At 72.3% G+C, this 12,714-nt stretch carries 22 protein-coding genes; 19 read left to right on the top strand and 3 right to left on the bottom strand.

Annotated features, from left to right (window positions below; all coding sequences use genetic code 11):
- Positions 1 to 36 precede the first annotated feature (36 nt).
- On the top strand, positions 37 to 1,119 hold the full coding sequence (locus KRAD_RS26390) for a cell wall-binding repeat-containing protein (protein ID WP_041291846.1): 1,083 nt from the start codon (positions 37 to 39) through the stop codon (positions 1,117 to 1,119).
- Positions 1,120 to 1,233: 114 nt separating this feature from the next.
- Positions 1,234 to 2,847: a UDP-N-acetylmuramoyl-L-alanyl-D-glutamate--2,6-diaminopimelate ligase gene (locus KRAD_RS02165; RefSeq protein ID WP_203417477.1), complete on the top strand. Its 1,614-nt coding sequence runs from the start codon at positions 1,234 to 1,236 to the stop codon at positions 2,845 to 2,847.
- Here KRAD_RS02165 and KRAD_RS02170 read toward each other — a convergent pair.
- The 3 genes from KRAD_RS02170 to KRAD_RS24925 all read right to left on the bottom strand — a co-directional run bounded on the left by KRAD_RS02170 (position 2,799) and on the right by KRAD_RS24925 (position 4,486).
- A complete protein-coding gene (locus KRAD_RS02170; RefSeq protein ID WP_011981594.1) occupies positions 2,799 to 3,260 on the bottom strand; it encodes a hypothetical protein in 462 nt (153 codons plus the stop codon). The two genes, KRAD_RS02165 and KRAD_RS02170, sit on opposite strands and share 49 nt — an antisense overlap.
- A gap of 470 nt (positions 3,261 to 3,730) precedes the next feature.
- Positions 3,731 to 4,039, bottom strand: coding sequence for a hypothetical protein (locus tag KRAD_RS02175; protein ID WP_011981595.1), 309 nt, complete (start codon positions 4,037 to 4,039; stop codon positions 3,731 to 3,733).
- A gap of 96 nt (positions 4,040 to 4,135) precedes the next feature.
- The gene (locus KRAD_RS24925; protein WP_157873449.1) at positions 4,136 to 4,486 is read right to left on the bottom strand and encodes a helix-turn-helix domain-containing protein; all 351 of its coding nucleotides are present in this window, start codon (positions 4,484 to 4,486) and stop codon (positions 4,136 to 4,138) included.
- Between the two features lie 159 nt (positions 4,487 to 4,645).
- Here KRAD_RS24925 and KRAD_RS02180 point away from each other — a divergent pair, with 159 nt between their 5' ends.
- From KRAD_RS02180 to KRAD_RS02255, 17 genes are all read left to right on the top strand, one after another.
- On the top strand, positions 4,646 to 4,912 hold the full coding sequence (locus KRAD_RS02180; protein ID WP_011981597.1) for a helix-turn-helix domain-containing protein: 267 nt from the start codon (positions 4,646 to 4,648) through the stop codon (positions 4,910 to 4,912).
- A complete protein-coding gene (locus KRAD_RS02185; protein ID WP_011981598.1) occupies positions 4,909 to 5,139 on the top strand; it encodes a helix-turn-helix domain-containing protein in 231 nt (76 codons plus the stop codon). The genes KRAD_RS02180 and KRAD_RS02185 overlap by 4 nt, the downstream gene beginning before the upstream one ends.
- Before the next feature lie 338 nt (positions 5,140 to 5,477).
- Positions 5,478 to 5,699: a hypothetical protein gene (locus tag KRAD_RS02190; protein WP_041291847.1), complete on the top strand. Its 222-nt coding sequence runs from the start codon at positions 5,478 to 5,480 to the stop codon at positions 5,697 to 5,699.
- Between the two features lie 91 nt (positions 5,700 to 5,790).
- Positions 5,791 to 6,132, top strand: coding sequence for a hypothetical protein (locus KRAD_RS02195; protein ID WP_011981600.1), 342 nt, complete (start codon positions 5,791 to 5,793; stop codon positions 6,130 to 6,132).
- 226 nt (positions 6,133 to 6,358) lie between these two features.
- Entirely contained in the window at positions 6,359 to 6,523 is a 165-nt protein-coding gene (locus tag KRAD_RS25830; RefSeq protein WP_157873451.1) for a hypothetical protein, read from the top strand.
- Entirely contained in the window at positions 6,520 to 6,963 is a 444-nt protein-coding gene (locus KRAD_RS02200; RefSeq protein ID WP_011981603.1) for a hypothetical protein, read from the top strand. The genes KRAD_RS25830 and KRAD_RS02200 overlap by 4 nt, the downstream gene beginning before the upstream one ends.
- Positions 6,960 to 7,169, top strand: coding sequence for a hypothetical protein (locus KRAD_RS02205; RefSeq protein WP_011981604.1), 210 nt, complete (start codon positions 6,960 to 6,962; stop codon positions 7,167 to 7,169). Before KRAD_RS02200 ends, KRAD_RS02205 begins: the two co-directional genes overlap by 4 nt.
- Positions 7,166 to 7,456 carry a hypothetical protein gene (locus tag KRAD_RS02210; RefSeq protein ID WP_011981605.1) on the top strand — a complete coding sequence of 97 codons (291 nt, stop codon included), beginning with the start codon at positions 7,166 to 7,168 and terminating at the stop codon, positions 7,454 to 7,456. Before KRAD_RS02205 ends, KRAD_RS02210 begins: the two co-directional genes overlap by 4 nt.
- Positions 7,453 to 8,628, top strand: a complete 1,176-nt coding sequence (dnaN, locus tag KRAD_RS02215) for a DNA polymerase III subunit beta (protein WP_011981606.1) — start codon at positions 7,453 to 7,455, stop codon at positions 8,626 to 8,628. Before KRAD_RS02210 ends, dnaN begins: the two co-directional genes overlap by 4 nt.
- The gene (locus tag KRAD_RS02220; RefSeq protein ID WP_011981607.1) at positions 8,628 to 9,284 is read left to right on the top strand and encodes a 3'-5' exonuclease; all 657 of its coding nucleotides are present in this window, start codon (positions 8,628 to 8,630) and stop codon (positions 9,282 to 9,284) included. The genes dnaN and KRAD_RS02220 overlap by 1 nt, the downstream gene beginning before the upstream one ends.
- 106 nt (positions 9,285 to 9,390) lie before the next feature.
- Entirely contained in the window at positions 9,391 to 9,633 is a 243-nt protein-coding gene (locus KRAD_RS02225; protein ID WP_011981609.1) for a WhiB family transcriptional regulator, read from the top strand.
- Positions 9,630 to 10,034, top strand: coding sequence for a hypothetical protein (locus tag KRAD_RS02230; RefSeq protein WP_011981610.1), 405 nt, complete (start codon positions 9,630 to 9,632; stop codon positions 10,032 to 10,034). The genes KRAD_RS02225 and KRAD_RS02230 overlap by 4 nt, the downstream gene beginning before the upstream one ends.
- On the top strand, positions 10,031 to 10,456 hold the full coding sequence (locus KRAD_RS02235) for a hypothetical protein (RefSeq protein WP_011981611.1): 426 nt from the start codon (positions 10,031 to 10,033) through the stop codon (positions 10,454 to 10,456). The genes KRAD_RS02230 and KRAD_RS02235 overlap by 4 nt, the downstream gene beginning before the upstream one ends.
- On the top strand, positions 10,453 to 10,707 hold the full coding sequence (locus KRAD_RS02240; protein WP_011981612.1) for a hypothetical protein: 255 nt from the start codon (positions 10,453 to 10,455) through the stop codon (positions 10,705 to 10,707). Before KRAD_RS02235 ends, KRAD_RS02240 begins: the two co-directional genes overlap by 4 nt.
- Positions 10,704 to 11,708: a ParB/RepB/Spo0J family partition protein gene (locus KRAD_RS23855; RefSeq protein WP_011981613.1), complete on the top strand. Its 1,005-nt coding sequence runs from the start codon at positions 10,704 to 10,706 to the stop codon at positions 11,706 to 11,708. Before KRAD_RS02240 ends, KRAD_RS23855 begins: the two co-directional genes overlap by 4 nt.
- Positions 11,705 to 11,923 (top strand): hypothetical protein, encoded by a 219-nt coding sequence (locus KRAD_RS02250; protein WP_011981614.1) that lies wholly within the window; start codon positions 11,705 to 11,707, stop codon positions 11,921 to 11,923. The genes KRAD_RS23855 and KRAD_RS02250 overlap by 4 nt, the downstream gene beginning before the upstream one ends.
- Positions 11,920 to 12,603, top strand: coding sequence for a sigma-70 family RNA polymerase sigma factor (locus KRAD_RS02255; RefSeq protein WP_011981615.1), 684 nt, complete (start codon positions 11,920 to 11,922; stop codon positions 12,601 to 12,603). The genes KRAD_RS02250 and KRAD_RS02255 overlap by 4 nt, the downstream gene beginning before the upstream one ends.
- The last annotated feature ends 111 nt before the right edge of the window (positions 12,604 to 12,714 follow it).

Raw genomic sequence — 12,714 nt, forward strand, 5'->3', positions numbered from 1 at the left:
GAGGCCGCCGCACCTCCCCGACCCGAGGACCACACCATGCGCTCCGCACGTCGACCCACCCTGTCCGCGCTCGCCGGCGCCACCGTCCTCGCCACCTGCGCCCTCACCGGTGGCGCCGCCGTGGCCGCGACCCCCACCGGTCCGGCCCCCGCCGCGACCTCGCCGACCGCTCAGACGGTGGTGCCGAAGATCGGCACCCCCTTCCCCTACGTCGGCCTCGTCCGCGCCGCCGGCGCGGACCGCTACGAGACCGCCGCCGTCATCTCCCAGGGCTCCTTCGCCCCCTCGGTGGGCTCCACCGTCTTCGTCACCAGCGGCGAGGCCCCCGCCGACGCCCTCACCGCCGGCCCCGCCGCGGCCTCCCTGGACGCACCGCTGCTGCTCACCCGGGCCGACGCGCTGCCCGCGGCCACCGCCGCGGAACTGGAACGCCTCACCCCCGCCACCGTCTACGTCGTCGGGGGCAGCGACCGCGTCTCCGCGACCACCCTGGCCGCCATCGCCGCCGCCGCCCCCGGCGCCACCGTCGAGCGCATCGCCGGGCAGGACCGCTACGACACCGCCGTCGACGTCGCCGAGAAGTTCTTCCCCGCCGCCGACGGCGTGGTCCTCACCCGCGGCGACACCTTCCCCGACGCCCTCTCCGGCGGGGCCGCGGCCGCCGCCACCGGCGTCCCCCTCATGATCACCGAACCCGGTGCGCTGCCCGCCCCGGTCGCGGCGTGGCTGGCGAGCCGGACCTTCGAGGCCAGCCTGGTCGTCGGGGGCCCCACCTCCGTCAGCGACACCGTCGCCGCCGCCCTCGCCGCCCGCACCGGCGACCCCACCGCCTCGACCCGCGTGGCCGGCGCCGACCGCTACGACACCGCCGCCGCGGTCGCGACGGAGGTCTTCCCCGACGCCGTCACCGCCGTCATCGCCACCGGCGACAACTTCCCCGACGCCCTCGCCGGGGTCCCCGCCGCCGCGCTGAACGCCGCCCCGATGCTGCTGCTGCCCCAGCAGTGCACCCCCGTCTCGGTCTACGACTACCTCGTCGGCAGCGACGTCAGCGCCGAGATCGTCCTCGGCGGGCCCACCTCCGTCACCGCCGAGGCGCTCACCACCAACTGCGCCTGACCCGGCGAGGGGGGACGGCGGGGACCTCGGGCCCCCGCCGTCCCCCCGGGAACCCCCGCGGGTCCACCGGCCCGCCGACTCGTGGTCGGGGGCGCGGGGTGGCTCAATGACCCCGTGACGGCAACCCCCGCGACGCACGGCCCGCACCGGCGGCCTCCCCCCTCGACGCGCGCGGTCGCCCTCTCCGAGCTGCGCGGCGTGCTCGGGCTGCCCCCCGGGGCCGGTCCCGCCGACCCGTCCGGAGCCGATCCCGCGGTGCGCGGGGTGACCCTGGACTCCCGGCACGTCCTGCCGGGCGACCTCTACGCCGCCCTGCCCGGTGCGCGGCACCACGGCGCGCAGTTCGCCGGGCAGGCCCGGGCGAGCGGTGCGGCGGCCGCGCTCAGCGACCGCCCCCTGCCGGGGTTGCCCACCCTGGTCGTCCCCGACCCGCGGGCGGTCCTGGGCCCCCTCGCCGCCCACCTGCACGACCACCCCAGCCACCACCTGGAGGTGTACGGCGTCACCGGCACCAACGGCAAGACGAGCACCACCCACCTGCTGGACGCCGGGTTGCGCTCCGCGGGCCACCGGACGGGCATGATCAGCGGGATCCGGGTCCGCACCCCGGAGTGGTCGCGGCCGGCCCAGCGCACCACGCCCGAGGCGCCGGAGCTGCAGGAGACGCTGGCCGCCCTGCGCGAGCAGGGGGCCACCAGCGCCGCGGTGGAGGTCTCCAGCCACGGCCTCGCCCTGCACCGGGTCGACGGCACCCGCTTCCGCGCGGCGGTGTTCACCAACCTCGGCCGCGACCACCTGGACCTGCACGGGGACCAGGAGTCCTACTTCGCGGCCAAGGCCTCCCTGTTCGCACCCCACCGCTGCGCCCTGGCGGTGGTCAACGTCGACGACGCCCACGGCCGGCGGCTGGCCGCGCAGGTGCGCGTCCCCGTCACGACGTTCTCGGCGGCGGGCCGGCGCGAGGCCGACTGGCGCGCCACCGAGGTCCGCGCCGACGCCGACCGCACCTCCTTCCGGCTGCTGGGCCCGGGCACGGACCGGCGGGTGCGGCTGCACCTGCTGGGGACCCACCAGGTCGACAACGCCCTGGGGGCCGTCGCCGCCCTGCACGCCGGCGGCCTCAACGTGGAGGACGTCCTGCGCGGGATGGAGGACCTGACCGCGGTCAGCGGGCGGCTGCAGCGGATCGACGAGGGCCAGCCGTTCCTGGCGCTGGTCGACTACGCGCACAACGTCGCCGCCCAGCGGCGCCTGCTCCCCTTCCTGCGGACCCTGACCGGCGGGCGCCTGGTGGTCGTCCTGGGCGCCACCGGCGAACGGGACCCCGGCAAGCGCGGGCCGCTGGGGCGCACCGCGGCCCAGCTGGGCGACGTGGTCATCGTCACCGACGAGAGCCCCCACGACGACGACCCCGCCGCGCTGCGCGAGGCCGTGGCCGGCGGCGCCCGGGGCGCCGCCTCGGCCCAGGTGCACGTGGAGGCCGACCGCGACCGGGCGATCCGGCTGGCCGTGTCCCTGGCCGACCCCGGCGACGTCGTCGTCGTCAGCGGCCGCGGTCACGACGGGCAGCTCGTGGCCGGGGGACGGACCCGCGCCTTCGACGACGGCGCGCGGCTGCGGGCGGCGCTGGCGCAGCTGGCCCGCGGAGGCCGGGCGCCGACGGTGCTGCTGCCGGAGGATCAGGTGCGGAAGTCGATGGTGGCCCGGCCGCCGTGCTCGTCGAGGTAGCGGCGGGCCCGGTCGTACTGCCGCGGGCCGAGCAACGGCTGCGACGCCCCCGTCTCGTCCTGGACGCTGAAGCCCGCCAGCAGCCGCACGTAGGCGATGTCGATCGGGCACCCCTGGGGCAGCAGGCCGCTGTCCCGGTCGGCCGCGACCTGGGCGGCGAGCGCCGAGGCCCCGATCTCCTCCGTGGAGGCAGCGTCGGCCAGTTCGAGACCCGGGCCCAGCACCACCTCGAGGAAGGAGCGGTCGCTGACGGTCAAGGACGCCAGGACGCGTGCCTGACGCGCGCGGGCTTCGCGGGCCAGCGCTGCCCCCGATGCGCTCGCCGTCCGCGCGACGACCAGCCCGTCGTGGCCGCGGGCCGAGGAGGCCAGGCCCAGCTCACCGGTGGTCGCCGGCGATGAAACGTTCACCACGTCGGTGGTCCTCCTGGGTTCAGCTCTCTGACGACCGTCCGCGGACCAGTTCCCCTTCGGCTCCTCACGGGGCGTGCTTGAGGCCGCCGGGGCCGTCCGCGTCCGGGGCGGAGGGGATGTCACCGTCGGTGGTGGAGGGGCGGAGGCACGGCGGACCTGCGTGGACGTGGTCCGGACGCCGGTCGTCCCCCAGCCGTCCCACGAGGCCGCCCCACGAGCGACGGGGGACCGGGGCCGGGAACGAAAAAGGCCCTGACCTGCACGAATGCCGGTCAGAGCCTGTCCCGTCGCTGTCTCAACGAGTGTCCGAGGGGGGACTTGAACCCCCGAGTGGCCTAGCGCTGACCTGCACCAACGCTCTCTGACCTGCGACGACGCTGTCGAAGGATGGAGAGAACTGGAGGTAGGTGGAAGTAGGTGACGGCATTTCTGAGTCCGGGGACTCAAGTCGAGTCCCCGGACTCGAGTAGTCAGCGGCTCGTGGCCTCGGCTTCCCCGCCCTGCCGCTTCGGGCGCAACCGCGTCACGCCTCCTCGGCGCTCCTCCTCCGCCATCTCCTGCATCAGGTGGTGCAGGTCCAGGCCCAGCTGCATCGCGCGCAGCTCCCGCTCGGTGCCGCGCAGCACCAGGCCGGCGACGGCGAATCCGCTCGTCAGGGTCACCACGATGAACCACAGGCGACCCGGCCAGTTGTCCCAGGACGTGGCCCACCAGAGGCCGCTCAGCGAGATGGTGGCGCCGATGCTGGCCTTGACGAAGCAAAAGGTCGATGCCCTCACGATTAACTCCCCAGTTGCGTGGAGACGGTCCGTGTCCCCTAGGGATCACAGAAAACCGCGAGGAACTAGGTACCGCAACCGGGCAACTACGGGCAGTTAGGCACCTCGTTGGGCGCGAGGAGATTGGTGATGGTGATCAACGGATTCGGGCGCATGATCGGCTATATAGGCTTCTTTGGCTAGCTGGATTGCTTTGTCCAAGGCATCCCCAGCGAATAGGCCGGAGTCGCGGACGCGTTGCTCGATGGCAGCAAGAGGGTCAAGGGCCGGCGCTGACGGCTCTAGATATTGCTCCAGGGCGCCCATGCGGTTGCGGGGAAGGCTTTTGCCTAGTTCCCAGTTCTGCACTGTCTTCTCGGAGACTTTCAATAGCTGGGCGAACTCTTTGCGATCGAGCATGAGTCGTTCGCGGGCGCGGCGGACCCGCGAGGGGAAGTCGTCACTCATAGCGACCACTGTGCCAGGCAACTTAGGGCAACTTCCAGTAGAACCGCCCACTAGCACGCAGGTTCACCCCATCTGCATGCGACACGCCCAGGAAGTTCTAGGCCGTGTAGGTGCCCAGCACTACTTGCAGTTGCCTCTCGTTGCCTGTACGTTCTCCCCATGGCCCGCCTCACCAACGGTTCCACCGTCAGAGCTCTCAGGGAAGCGCTCGGCGTCTCGGGTCGCGTCTGCGCCCAGCGTGTCGGCATCTCCCCCGGCTACCTCGCCAACATCGAGGCCGCCAAGAAGCAGCCGACACCTCGGGTCGTCCGTGCCCTCGCCGACACCCTCGGCGTCGGCATCGACGTGATCACCTACGTGATCCCCGAGCACATCGACCCTTCCGCCCTCGAGGAACTCGTCCCCGGGGACGCACCGGTCGGATGACCGCCCTCGACCTGTACACCCTCGCCCAGGTCGCAGTCATCTTCGGACGGTCCCAACGCTGGGTCCGCGACCGAGTCCGAGCGGGTGACCTCTCCCACGTCCGCGTGGGCAGCAGCATCCGCTTCACCGAACAGCAGCTGCGCGACTACATCGAGCGCAACTCCCGCACCGTCAGCAAGCCCGCCGCGGTCGTGAACGGCTACGGCCGGCGCACCCGCACTCGCTGACCTCACTACCGCACCGTCCCGCCCGACGGCCCCTGGCCGCCCGGTCGATGCCACACGCCCTCATCCGGCACCTGCACCTTGAGAACTCAACAGCCCGCTCTCGGTGGGGACCCGTCGACTCAATCCCAGCTCAACGTCGACGGCCGCACCCAGATCAGCGCCTACCCCCCGGTTCACGTGAGCCCGGACGCAAGTACGGGGGGATGCACCGCCGAGAGCGACAAGCCCAACCGCCACCCAAGGTCGCGGCCACCGCGACCTGCCCGCCCTCCGCGAGAAGCCAGCCCGTACCGAGCCGGGCGAGGGCACTCCCCCCACCGCGGACGAGAAGAGTCCTGATGTCCCCCACCCCCACCGTCCTCTTCGAACACCAGCCTCGCGAACGTCAGGTCCCCTGCCAGAACTGCCGCACCGCCACCACCAGCAACGACCACGCCGTCTGCACCAGCTGCTTGTTCAACGGCGTCAGCGTCACCTGCGGTCAGTACTGCCGCGACGTTCACCTCGTCGCAACGGTTCGCGCCGGCCTCACCAGCCCGGCCCACCTGCAGTTCGCCTGACCCCCACCGAACGGCCCGGCCCGCTGCAGGAACGCGATCCCCCGATCGCGTGCACCCCGCGGGCCGGGCCCCCACCAGGAAGGCCCCCACCGTGAAGGACTACACCGTCGTCTCCGCCGAGGACGGGGGCGTAACCATCGCCCCCGACCCCGGCTCCCTCGCAGTGCACCTCACCGACCTCGCCCGGGCCCTCACCCGGCACGACGTCGCCGACGCCCTCGTCCAGGTCACCGACGCCGTTCGCCACCTCGACGCCCCCCAGCGTCACCTCGACGAACAGATCACGGCCTGGCAGGAAGAGCAGCGCGACGAGGCCCTCAGTTTCCTCGTCATCCACCCCGACGTCCTGGCCGCTTTCACCCGGCACCTCGACACCGACCAGGCCGAAACCTTCGCCGGTGACGTCCTTTCTCACCTCCCCGAGGAGAGCTGATGCGTGACCACGGGGACCACCCGCGCACCCGCACCGTCTGGGCTGCGCTCCTCACAGGAACCATCGCCGTCGACGTCCTGGTCGTTACGGCCGCGCACAGCTTTTTCTCCTGGGTAGCCCGGTGATGGTCCTCTACCCGCCCCGCGTCACCCTCCACGACCTCCCGTCCATCCGAAACAGCGCTGGCGCGACCCTTCCCCGGTGCCTCGGCGGATGCGACACCGTCATGGACGGCCGTCGCCTCGTCTGCGACATCTGCTGGAAGCACCTGCCCCGTTCCCTGCAGCGCAGCGTCATGCAGTTCCACCGCACCCCCGACCCCGCGTTCCGCCAGTCCGTCACCCTCGAAGTCGAGCAGACCTGCACCGAAGCTCGCCGGGAGCTGCGATGAGCGCCCACCCCAACGAGGGACACGGAACCCTCGACATCCTCGAAGCGCTCGCCGCTCTCCCCGAACCCGAGCCGCCCCGACCCCCGGCGCCGAAACCCGCCGGGCCCTTGGTGGCCGCGATCTGCGCGCTGATGAACGGCGACCCCATCCACGACCGCGACCGGGAACGCATCGTCGACGCCATCGTCGACGACGCGCTCACCCACGACGGCCTGGTCAACCCCAACCGGGTCCGCACCAGCCTGACCCGCACCAACGCCGACGGGTCCACCGACCTCGTCGTCTACCCCCGCCTCATCGGCACCGTCTACCAGACCCTCGCCGCCAAGGGGGCCCTGGAGTTCGTCGACTGGACCGACAGCACCGACCTCCGCGGCGGCAACAAGGGCAAGCCCGCCCGCATCTACCGACTCACTCGCATCCTGGAGCCCACCCCGTGACCAGTACCGAGCTCAACACCTACCAGCTGCACATCCTCGCCGGACTCAACCGCGAGGCCAAGCACGTCTACGCCGGGTTCGAGACCACCACCGACGACCTCGGCCGCGAAGTCCTCACCGAACGCGGCGCCGGCCAGCGCAACCGCCGCGACGCCCGCCGCGTCAAGAACCGCCTCGCCCGCGCCTCCCGGAAGGCGAACCGGTGAGCACCACCGCCGTCTCCGACATCTCTCAGGTGACGACCACCGTCACCACCTTCCGCGTGCCCGCCTTCGTCGTCGAACTGCCCCGCGGCGAACGCACTCTGCGGATCCTCGCCCACACCGTCGAGGTCCGCGCCACCCACGACGACAAGCCCCGCGTGGTCTACATCTCCGGACCGTTCCTGCGCGCCGACGGCACCCAGGGCGCCTGGCACCAGCACCGCGTCCACGACGTCCCGCACGGCCTGCAGCTGCTGATCGAACAGGCACTCGAAGGAGGAGCCCGATGACCACCGTGACCGAACCCGTCGGCGTCGGCGAGGACGCCCACGCGCCCCACACCTTCGTCGCCGGCGTCGACTCCAAGGCCCTCGCCGAAGCGTTGACCGACGTCAACGCCCTCATCGGCCGCCGGCCCCCCGTTCCGATCCTGGCGGGCGTCCGCCTCGACGTCGAAGGCGACCAGCTCACCCTGCGCCGGACCAACTACGACGTGGTCAACACCGCGACGCTGCAGCTGCCGCAGGTCGGGCACCCCGCCCGCTCCACCGTGGTCAGCGCATCCGCCTTCGCCGCGATCGTGCGAGCCATCGGGCCCGGCGCCAGCATCATCCTGACCCTGCTGCACCGCAGCGGACGCGAGTTCCTGCGGATCGCCGGGGACGGCGTCACCTACCAGCTCATCACCATGGACGCTGGCGACTGGCCGGCCATCCCCGCCGACGAGGTCCAGCACATCGCGACCGTGTCCGCCGACGACGTCCAGGCGCTCGCGCTGGCCGGAACGGCGGCCACCTCCGACTTCACGCTGCCGATCATCCACGCGGTGCGCCTCACCGAACGTCAGGGGTCGCTGGTCGCCGCGGCCACCGACCGTTTCCGCCTCCTCGACGTCAATACGTTGCACCCGGTCCCCGCCGGCTTCCAAGCCCTCGTTCCGACGGACGCGCTTGAGCACATCGCCCGCCTCGCCAAGCGCGAGGGAGAGGTCACGATCAGCACCGTCGACGAGTTCATCGTCTTCGTGGTCGGCAGCCGCTCCTGCCGGGTCAAGTGCGTCGATGGGGAGTACCCCAAGGTCGACTCTCTCTGGCCTCCCGAGTCACCCATCGCCGCCACCGTCGACCGCGGGGACCTTGCCCGGGCCCTGCGCCGCCTCATGGTCGCGACCCCCCGCAATACGCCCGTGGAGCTGGCGTTCGGCCGCAACGTCGTGGTGCTCATCGCTGGCGACAAGACGGACCTCGACGCGACCACCACCGTCGCGACCACCCTCACCGGGGCCGAGGCGTTCGACGCAGCCCTGAACCCGCAGTTCCTCCTCGACGGCCTGGACGCCGTCGGCGGCGACCGCGTCACGTTCGCCTTCACCGTCCCCTACCGGCCCGTGGTCATCACCGGCGGTCGCCCCAACACCCGCTACCTGCAGATGCCCGTCCGCCGCGCCAACGGGAGCCACTGATGAGCAAGCGCCCCCTCGTCTTCTTCGACACCGAGACCACCGGCCTCGGCCCCGGCCGCCAGGCCTGGGAGATCGCCCTGGTCCGCCGCGAACCCGACGGCACCGAACGCCCCCTGGAGTTCTTCCTCCCCATCGAGGAGGTCCGCGCCGAACCCGGAGCCCTCGACATCGGCCGCTACTACGCGCGGCACCCCCACGGCATCGCCATCTCGACCATCCCGGCGCAGCCGCCCTTCACGACCCCGAAGCCCGCGGACGCGCCCCGCCCGGTGCCGCAGGAGCCCGGCCCCGTCGTGCTCGCCGTCCCGAAGGCGGCCCGGCTCCTCGCGCAGTGGACGTCCGGCGCGACCATCGTCGGCGCCAACCCCGCCTTCGACGTGCAGATCCTCGAGCGCCTCGTCCGCACCGACGGCCACGCGCCCCGCTGGCACTACCGCACCCGCGACGTCGAAGCCATGGCCGTCGGCTTCATCGGCGACGAGGACCTCGGAGGCCTGGCCGCCTGCGCCGCCGCGCTCGACGTCACGATCGACCCGGACCTCGAGCACACCGCGATGGGCGACGTCCGCACCGTCATGGCCATCTACGACGCCGTCATCCTCGGCGAACGCCTCCCCGACGACCAGGAACCCGCCCGCCCGCAGGGAGGTGCCTGATGGGACCCGGCGTTCTGGGCTACCTCATCGGCCTCGCCTCCGGTGTCCTGCTTCTCGCCGGCGCCCTCCTCATCTACACCGACCGCCCCCGACGGGGTGACCGACGGTGAGCCTCATCAACGACACGGCCTGGATGCAGGACGCCCTCTGCGCCCAGGTCGACACCGACGTGTTCTTCCCCGAGCAGGGCGAGTCCAGCCGCCCCGCCAAGGCGATCTGCGCCCGCTGCGAGGTGCGGGACCAGTGCCTGCAGCTCGCCCTCGACAACGGCGAACGCCACGGCGTGTGGGGCGGCATCGCCGAACGACCCCGCCGCGACATGAGCCGAGACCTCAGGAGAGCAGCATGAGCATCCGCACCGCTGTCGCCACGGAGCTGCGCCGCCTCGCGCACCAGCTGCACCCCGACGTTGCGGGCGTCGACCACCACGGGAACGCCATCCGCACCGCCGACCTGCGGCCCCTCCTTGACACCCTGCGCCCTGTCGAGCGGCGCCCCTGGTCAGCGCTCACCGTCTGCGAGCGGGCCCAGCGCGTCGGCCGCCACGTCCACGTCCTCCGCCTCACTCGCGGCTGGACCACCGCCGACGTCGCTGAGCACTGCAGCAGCCCCAGCTACAAGCCCACCGCCCAGGACATCCACGACCTGCGCTACGGCATGCGCCACCTCCGCGGCGACACCGAACTCGCCGCGCTCGCCGCCGGCCTCCGCGTCGACGTCTCGGCCCTCACCGCACCGGAGCAGCCATGACCACCCGCGAGAAGCTCCGCCAGCTGGCTACCGCTCTCATCGACCAGAACCTCGCCGGACGCTGGCGCTGGGCCGGCAACAGCAAGCACGGCAACTACTCGCTCTGCACCGACGGCAACGGTCAGCAGTTCCTGATGCGGTTCACCCGCAAGGGCATGAACACCGCCCAGCCCACCTTCCGCGTCAGCCACCTCGGGTGGTTCGGGATGGAGCAGGCCAGCGACATCCCCATCTACGAGGTGTGCCGCGACGCCACCAGCCAGCACGACTCCCGCGTCTACCGGCACGACGTCGTCGGCTTCCGCTCCCCCGTCGCCGACTACCTCGCAGCCGTCGACGCCGAGACCGTCATCTCCCTCCTCGACCAGATCGACCACCTCGAAGCCGCGCTCGCCGCCGAACGCGAAGGAGCCACCCCGTGATCACCAGCACGAGTACCACCCCCCTCACCGATCCGGCCCTCGCCAACGCGGCCAGCGCGCTGCAGGCCGCGCTCAACGAGTGCGCCGCGGAGGACGTCCCCTACCTCGAGATCAGTCTGGAAGTCGAGGACGGCTGGTCGTGGCTGGCCGATGTCCTCCGCGACGCCCGCGACGGACTGGACTGCACGCCGAAGCTCGTCCAGTTCGCTGAGCAGCTGCACGCCGCGCTGGCCTCAGGCGGCACCTCGTGAGCGTGGCGCCGCGGCAGGAGCTGCTCACCGTCCCGATCGAGGACGTCGAGCCCGACCCGCACAACCTCCGCGAGGACGTCGGTGACATCACCGAGCTCGCGCAGTCCATCGCTGAGACCGGTCTCCTGCAGCCCGTCGTGGTCCGCCGCGTCCACGAGGTCGACGAGCGCGGCGACTGGAGCCACGACCGCTACGTCGTCGTCGCTGGCCACCGCCGCCTCGCCGCGCTGCAGCACCTGGGCCGCGGCCACATCCAGATCCTCGTCCGCGACGAGATGGCCCCCGACGAGGTCCTCGCCGCGATGCTCGTCGAGAACGGGCAGCGCACCGACCTCGACCCCATCGAGGAAGCCCGCGCCATGCGCAAGCTCGCCGACATCCACGGCCTCTCCCACCGCGACCTCGCTGCCCGCATCGGCAAGCACCAGACCGCGGTGTCGGCGCGCCTGGCCCTGCTGAACCTCACCAAGGGCGAGCAGGAGTCCATCCGCACCGGGCAGATGCTCATCCGCGACGGCGTCAAGCGCGGCCGGGAACGCGGCACCCGGAAGCTGCCCGGCCCCCGCACCGACGGCGGCGCCTGGTGGTTCATCGCCACCCACCCCCTCGCTGAGGCCGCCCGCAAGCACTGCCGGCGCGCCGGACACGGCACCGGGCGCCTCCTCGGGGCGACCGCCTGCGGGCAGTGCTGGGAAGCGGCCATCCGCGCCGACGCCGCCGCTCAGCCCGCTGCGGACCGGCCGATCCCCGCCGCACCCAAGCCCAGCCCGCAGCAGGCCGCTTGGTCCGCGAAGCCCACGCCGGTCAGCACCCCGGCCGCCGTCGTGCACCAGCTGTCCATCCCCACCCGCCGCTTCTTCGACCAGGTCGAGCAGCTCGCGGACACCGGCTGCTCCGTCGCCGAGATCGTCCGAGCCGTCGACACCCCGCCCTACCGGATCCGCGTGACCTACGCCCGCCACGGCCGGGCCCTTCCCCCCGTCCTGCAGGAGAACCCATGAGCCTCAACCCGCTCCCCGGGCCCGCCCCCACCGGCGGGACCGTCATCACCCCCGACATCGGCAAGCTGTTCGACGACGTCGAGTGGCTCGCCGAGAACGGCGCCACCCTCCACGAGATCGTCGTCATGACGAACATCTGCGCCGGGTACCTCCGGGCCTTCTACCTGCGCTGCGGCCGGGACATGCCCATCGTCCTGGCTCAGCCGGACCGATGAGCTCTGACCCCGCTCCGACCGCTGAGGAGCGCTTCATCGCGGACCACGGGGACATCGCGATGAGCATCACCCGCAGGCGCCTGCTCGACGTGGCGCCCAGCGAGCGTGACGAAGCCGCGTCGGCCGCGAACCTCGGCCTCTTGCAGGCCGCCCGCGCGTGGGACCCGGCCCGCGGCGAAGTCGCTCCGCACCTGTGGCACCGCATCAACGGCGCCATCACCGACGACTTCCGCGCTCGCCACGGGCGGCCCGGCAGCACCCGCCACAAGGCGATGGCCGCCCAGGTGTCCCTCGACATGCCCCTCGTCACAGGCGGGGATCGAGTCTCTCTCACCCTCGGCGACACCATCCAGGACCCCGTCAACCACATCGACCGCGCCATGGACCGCATCGACCTGACGCGGGCAATCGACCACCTCACCGACCGCGATCGGCGACTGCTGCAGTGGCGGTTCGTCGACGAGCTGCACCTGCTGACCATCGCCGGATACCTCAACGTCACGGAGTCCCGCGTCAGCCAGATGGAGCGGGAGGTCATCACCCGCCTCAGACGCTTCATGAACGGCGACACCGAACACCGCAAGTGCAGGTACTGCGGCCGCCCACTGACGGGAAAGCCCCGGAACGCCCGCTACTGCCGCCTCATCTGCGGGAGGCAGTTCCGCGGGAGCCGGTCGTGAGCGAGCCGTCCCCGCGGCGACCCCCACCGCCCGGCGCCGGACGGGTCCGGCAGCCACCACCGTTCCGGCGCCGGCGCCCCGTCATCCCCCCGGGGCCCGTGTGCGCGGTGT

It is taken from the genome of Kineococcus radiotolerans SRS30216 = ATCC BAA-149 (assembly GCF_000017305.1).
In the GTDB taxonomy this organism is placed as follows: Bacteria; Actinomycetota; Actinomycetes; order Actinomycetales; family Kineococcaceae; genus Kineococcus; species Kineococcus radiotolerans.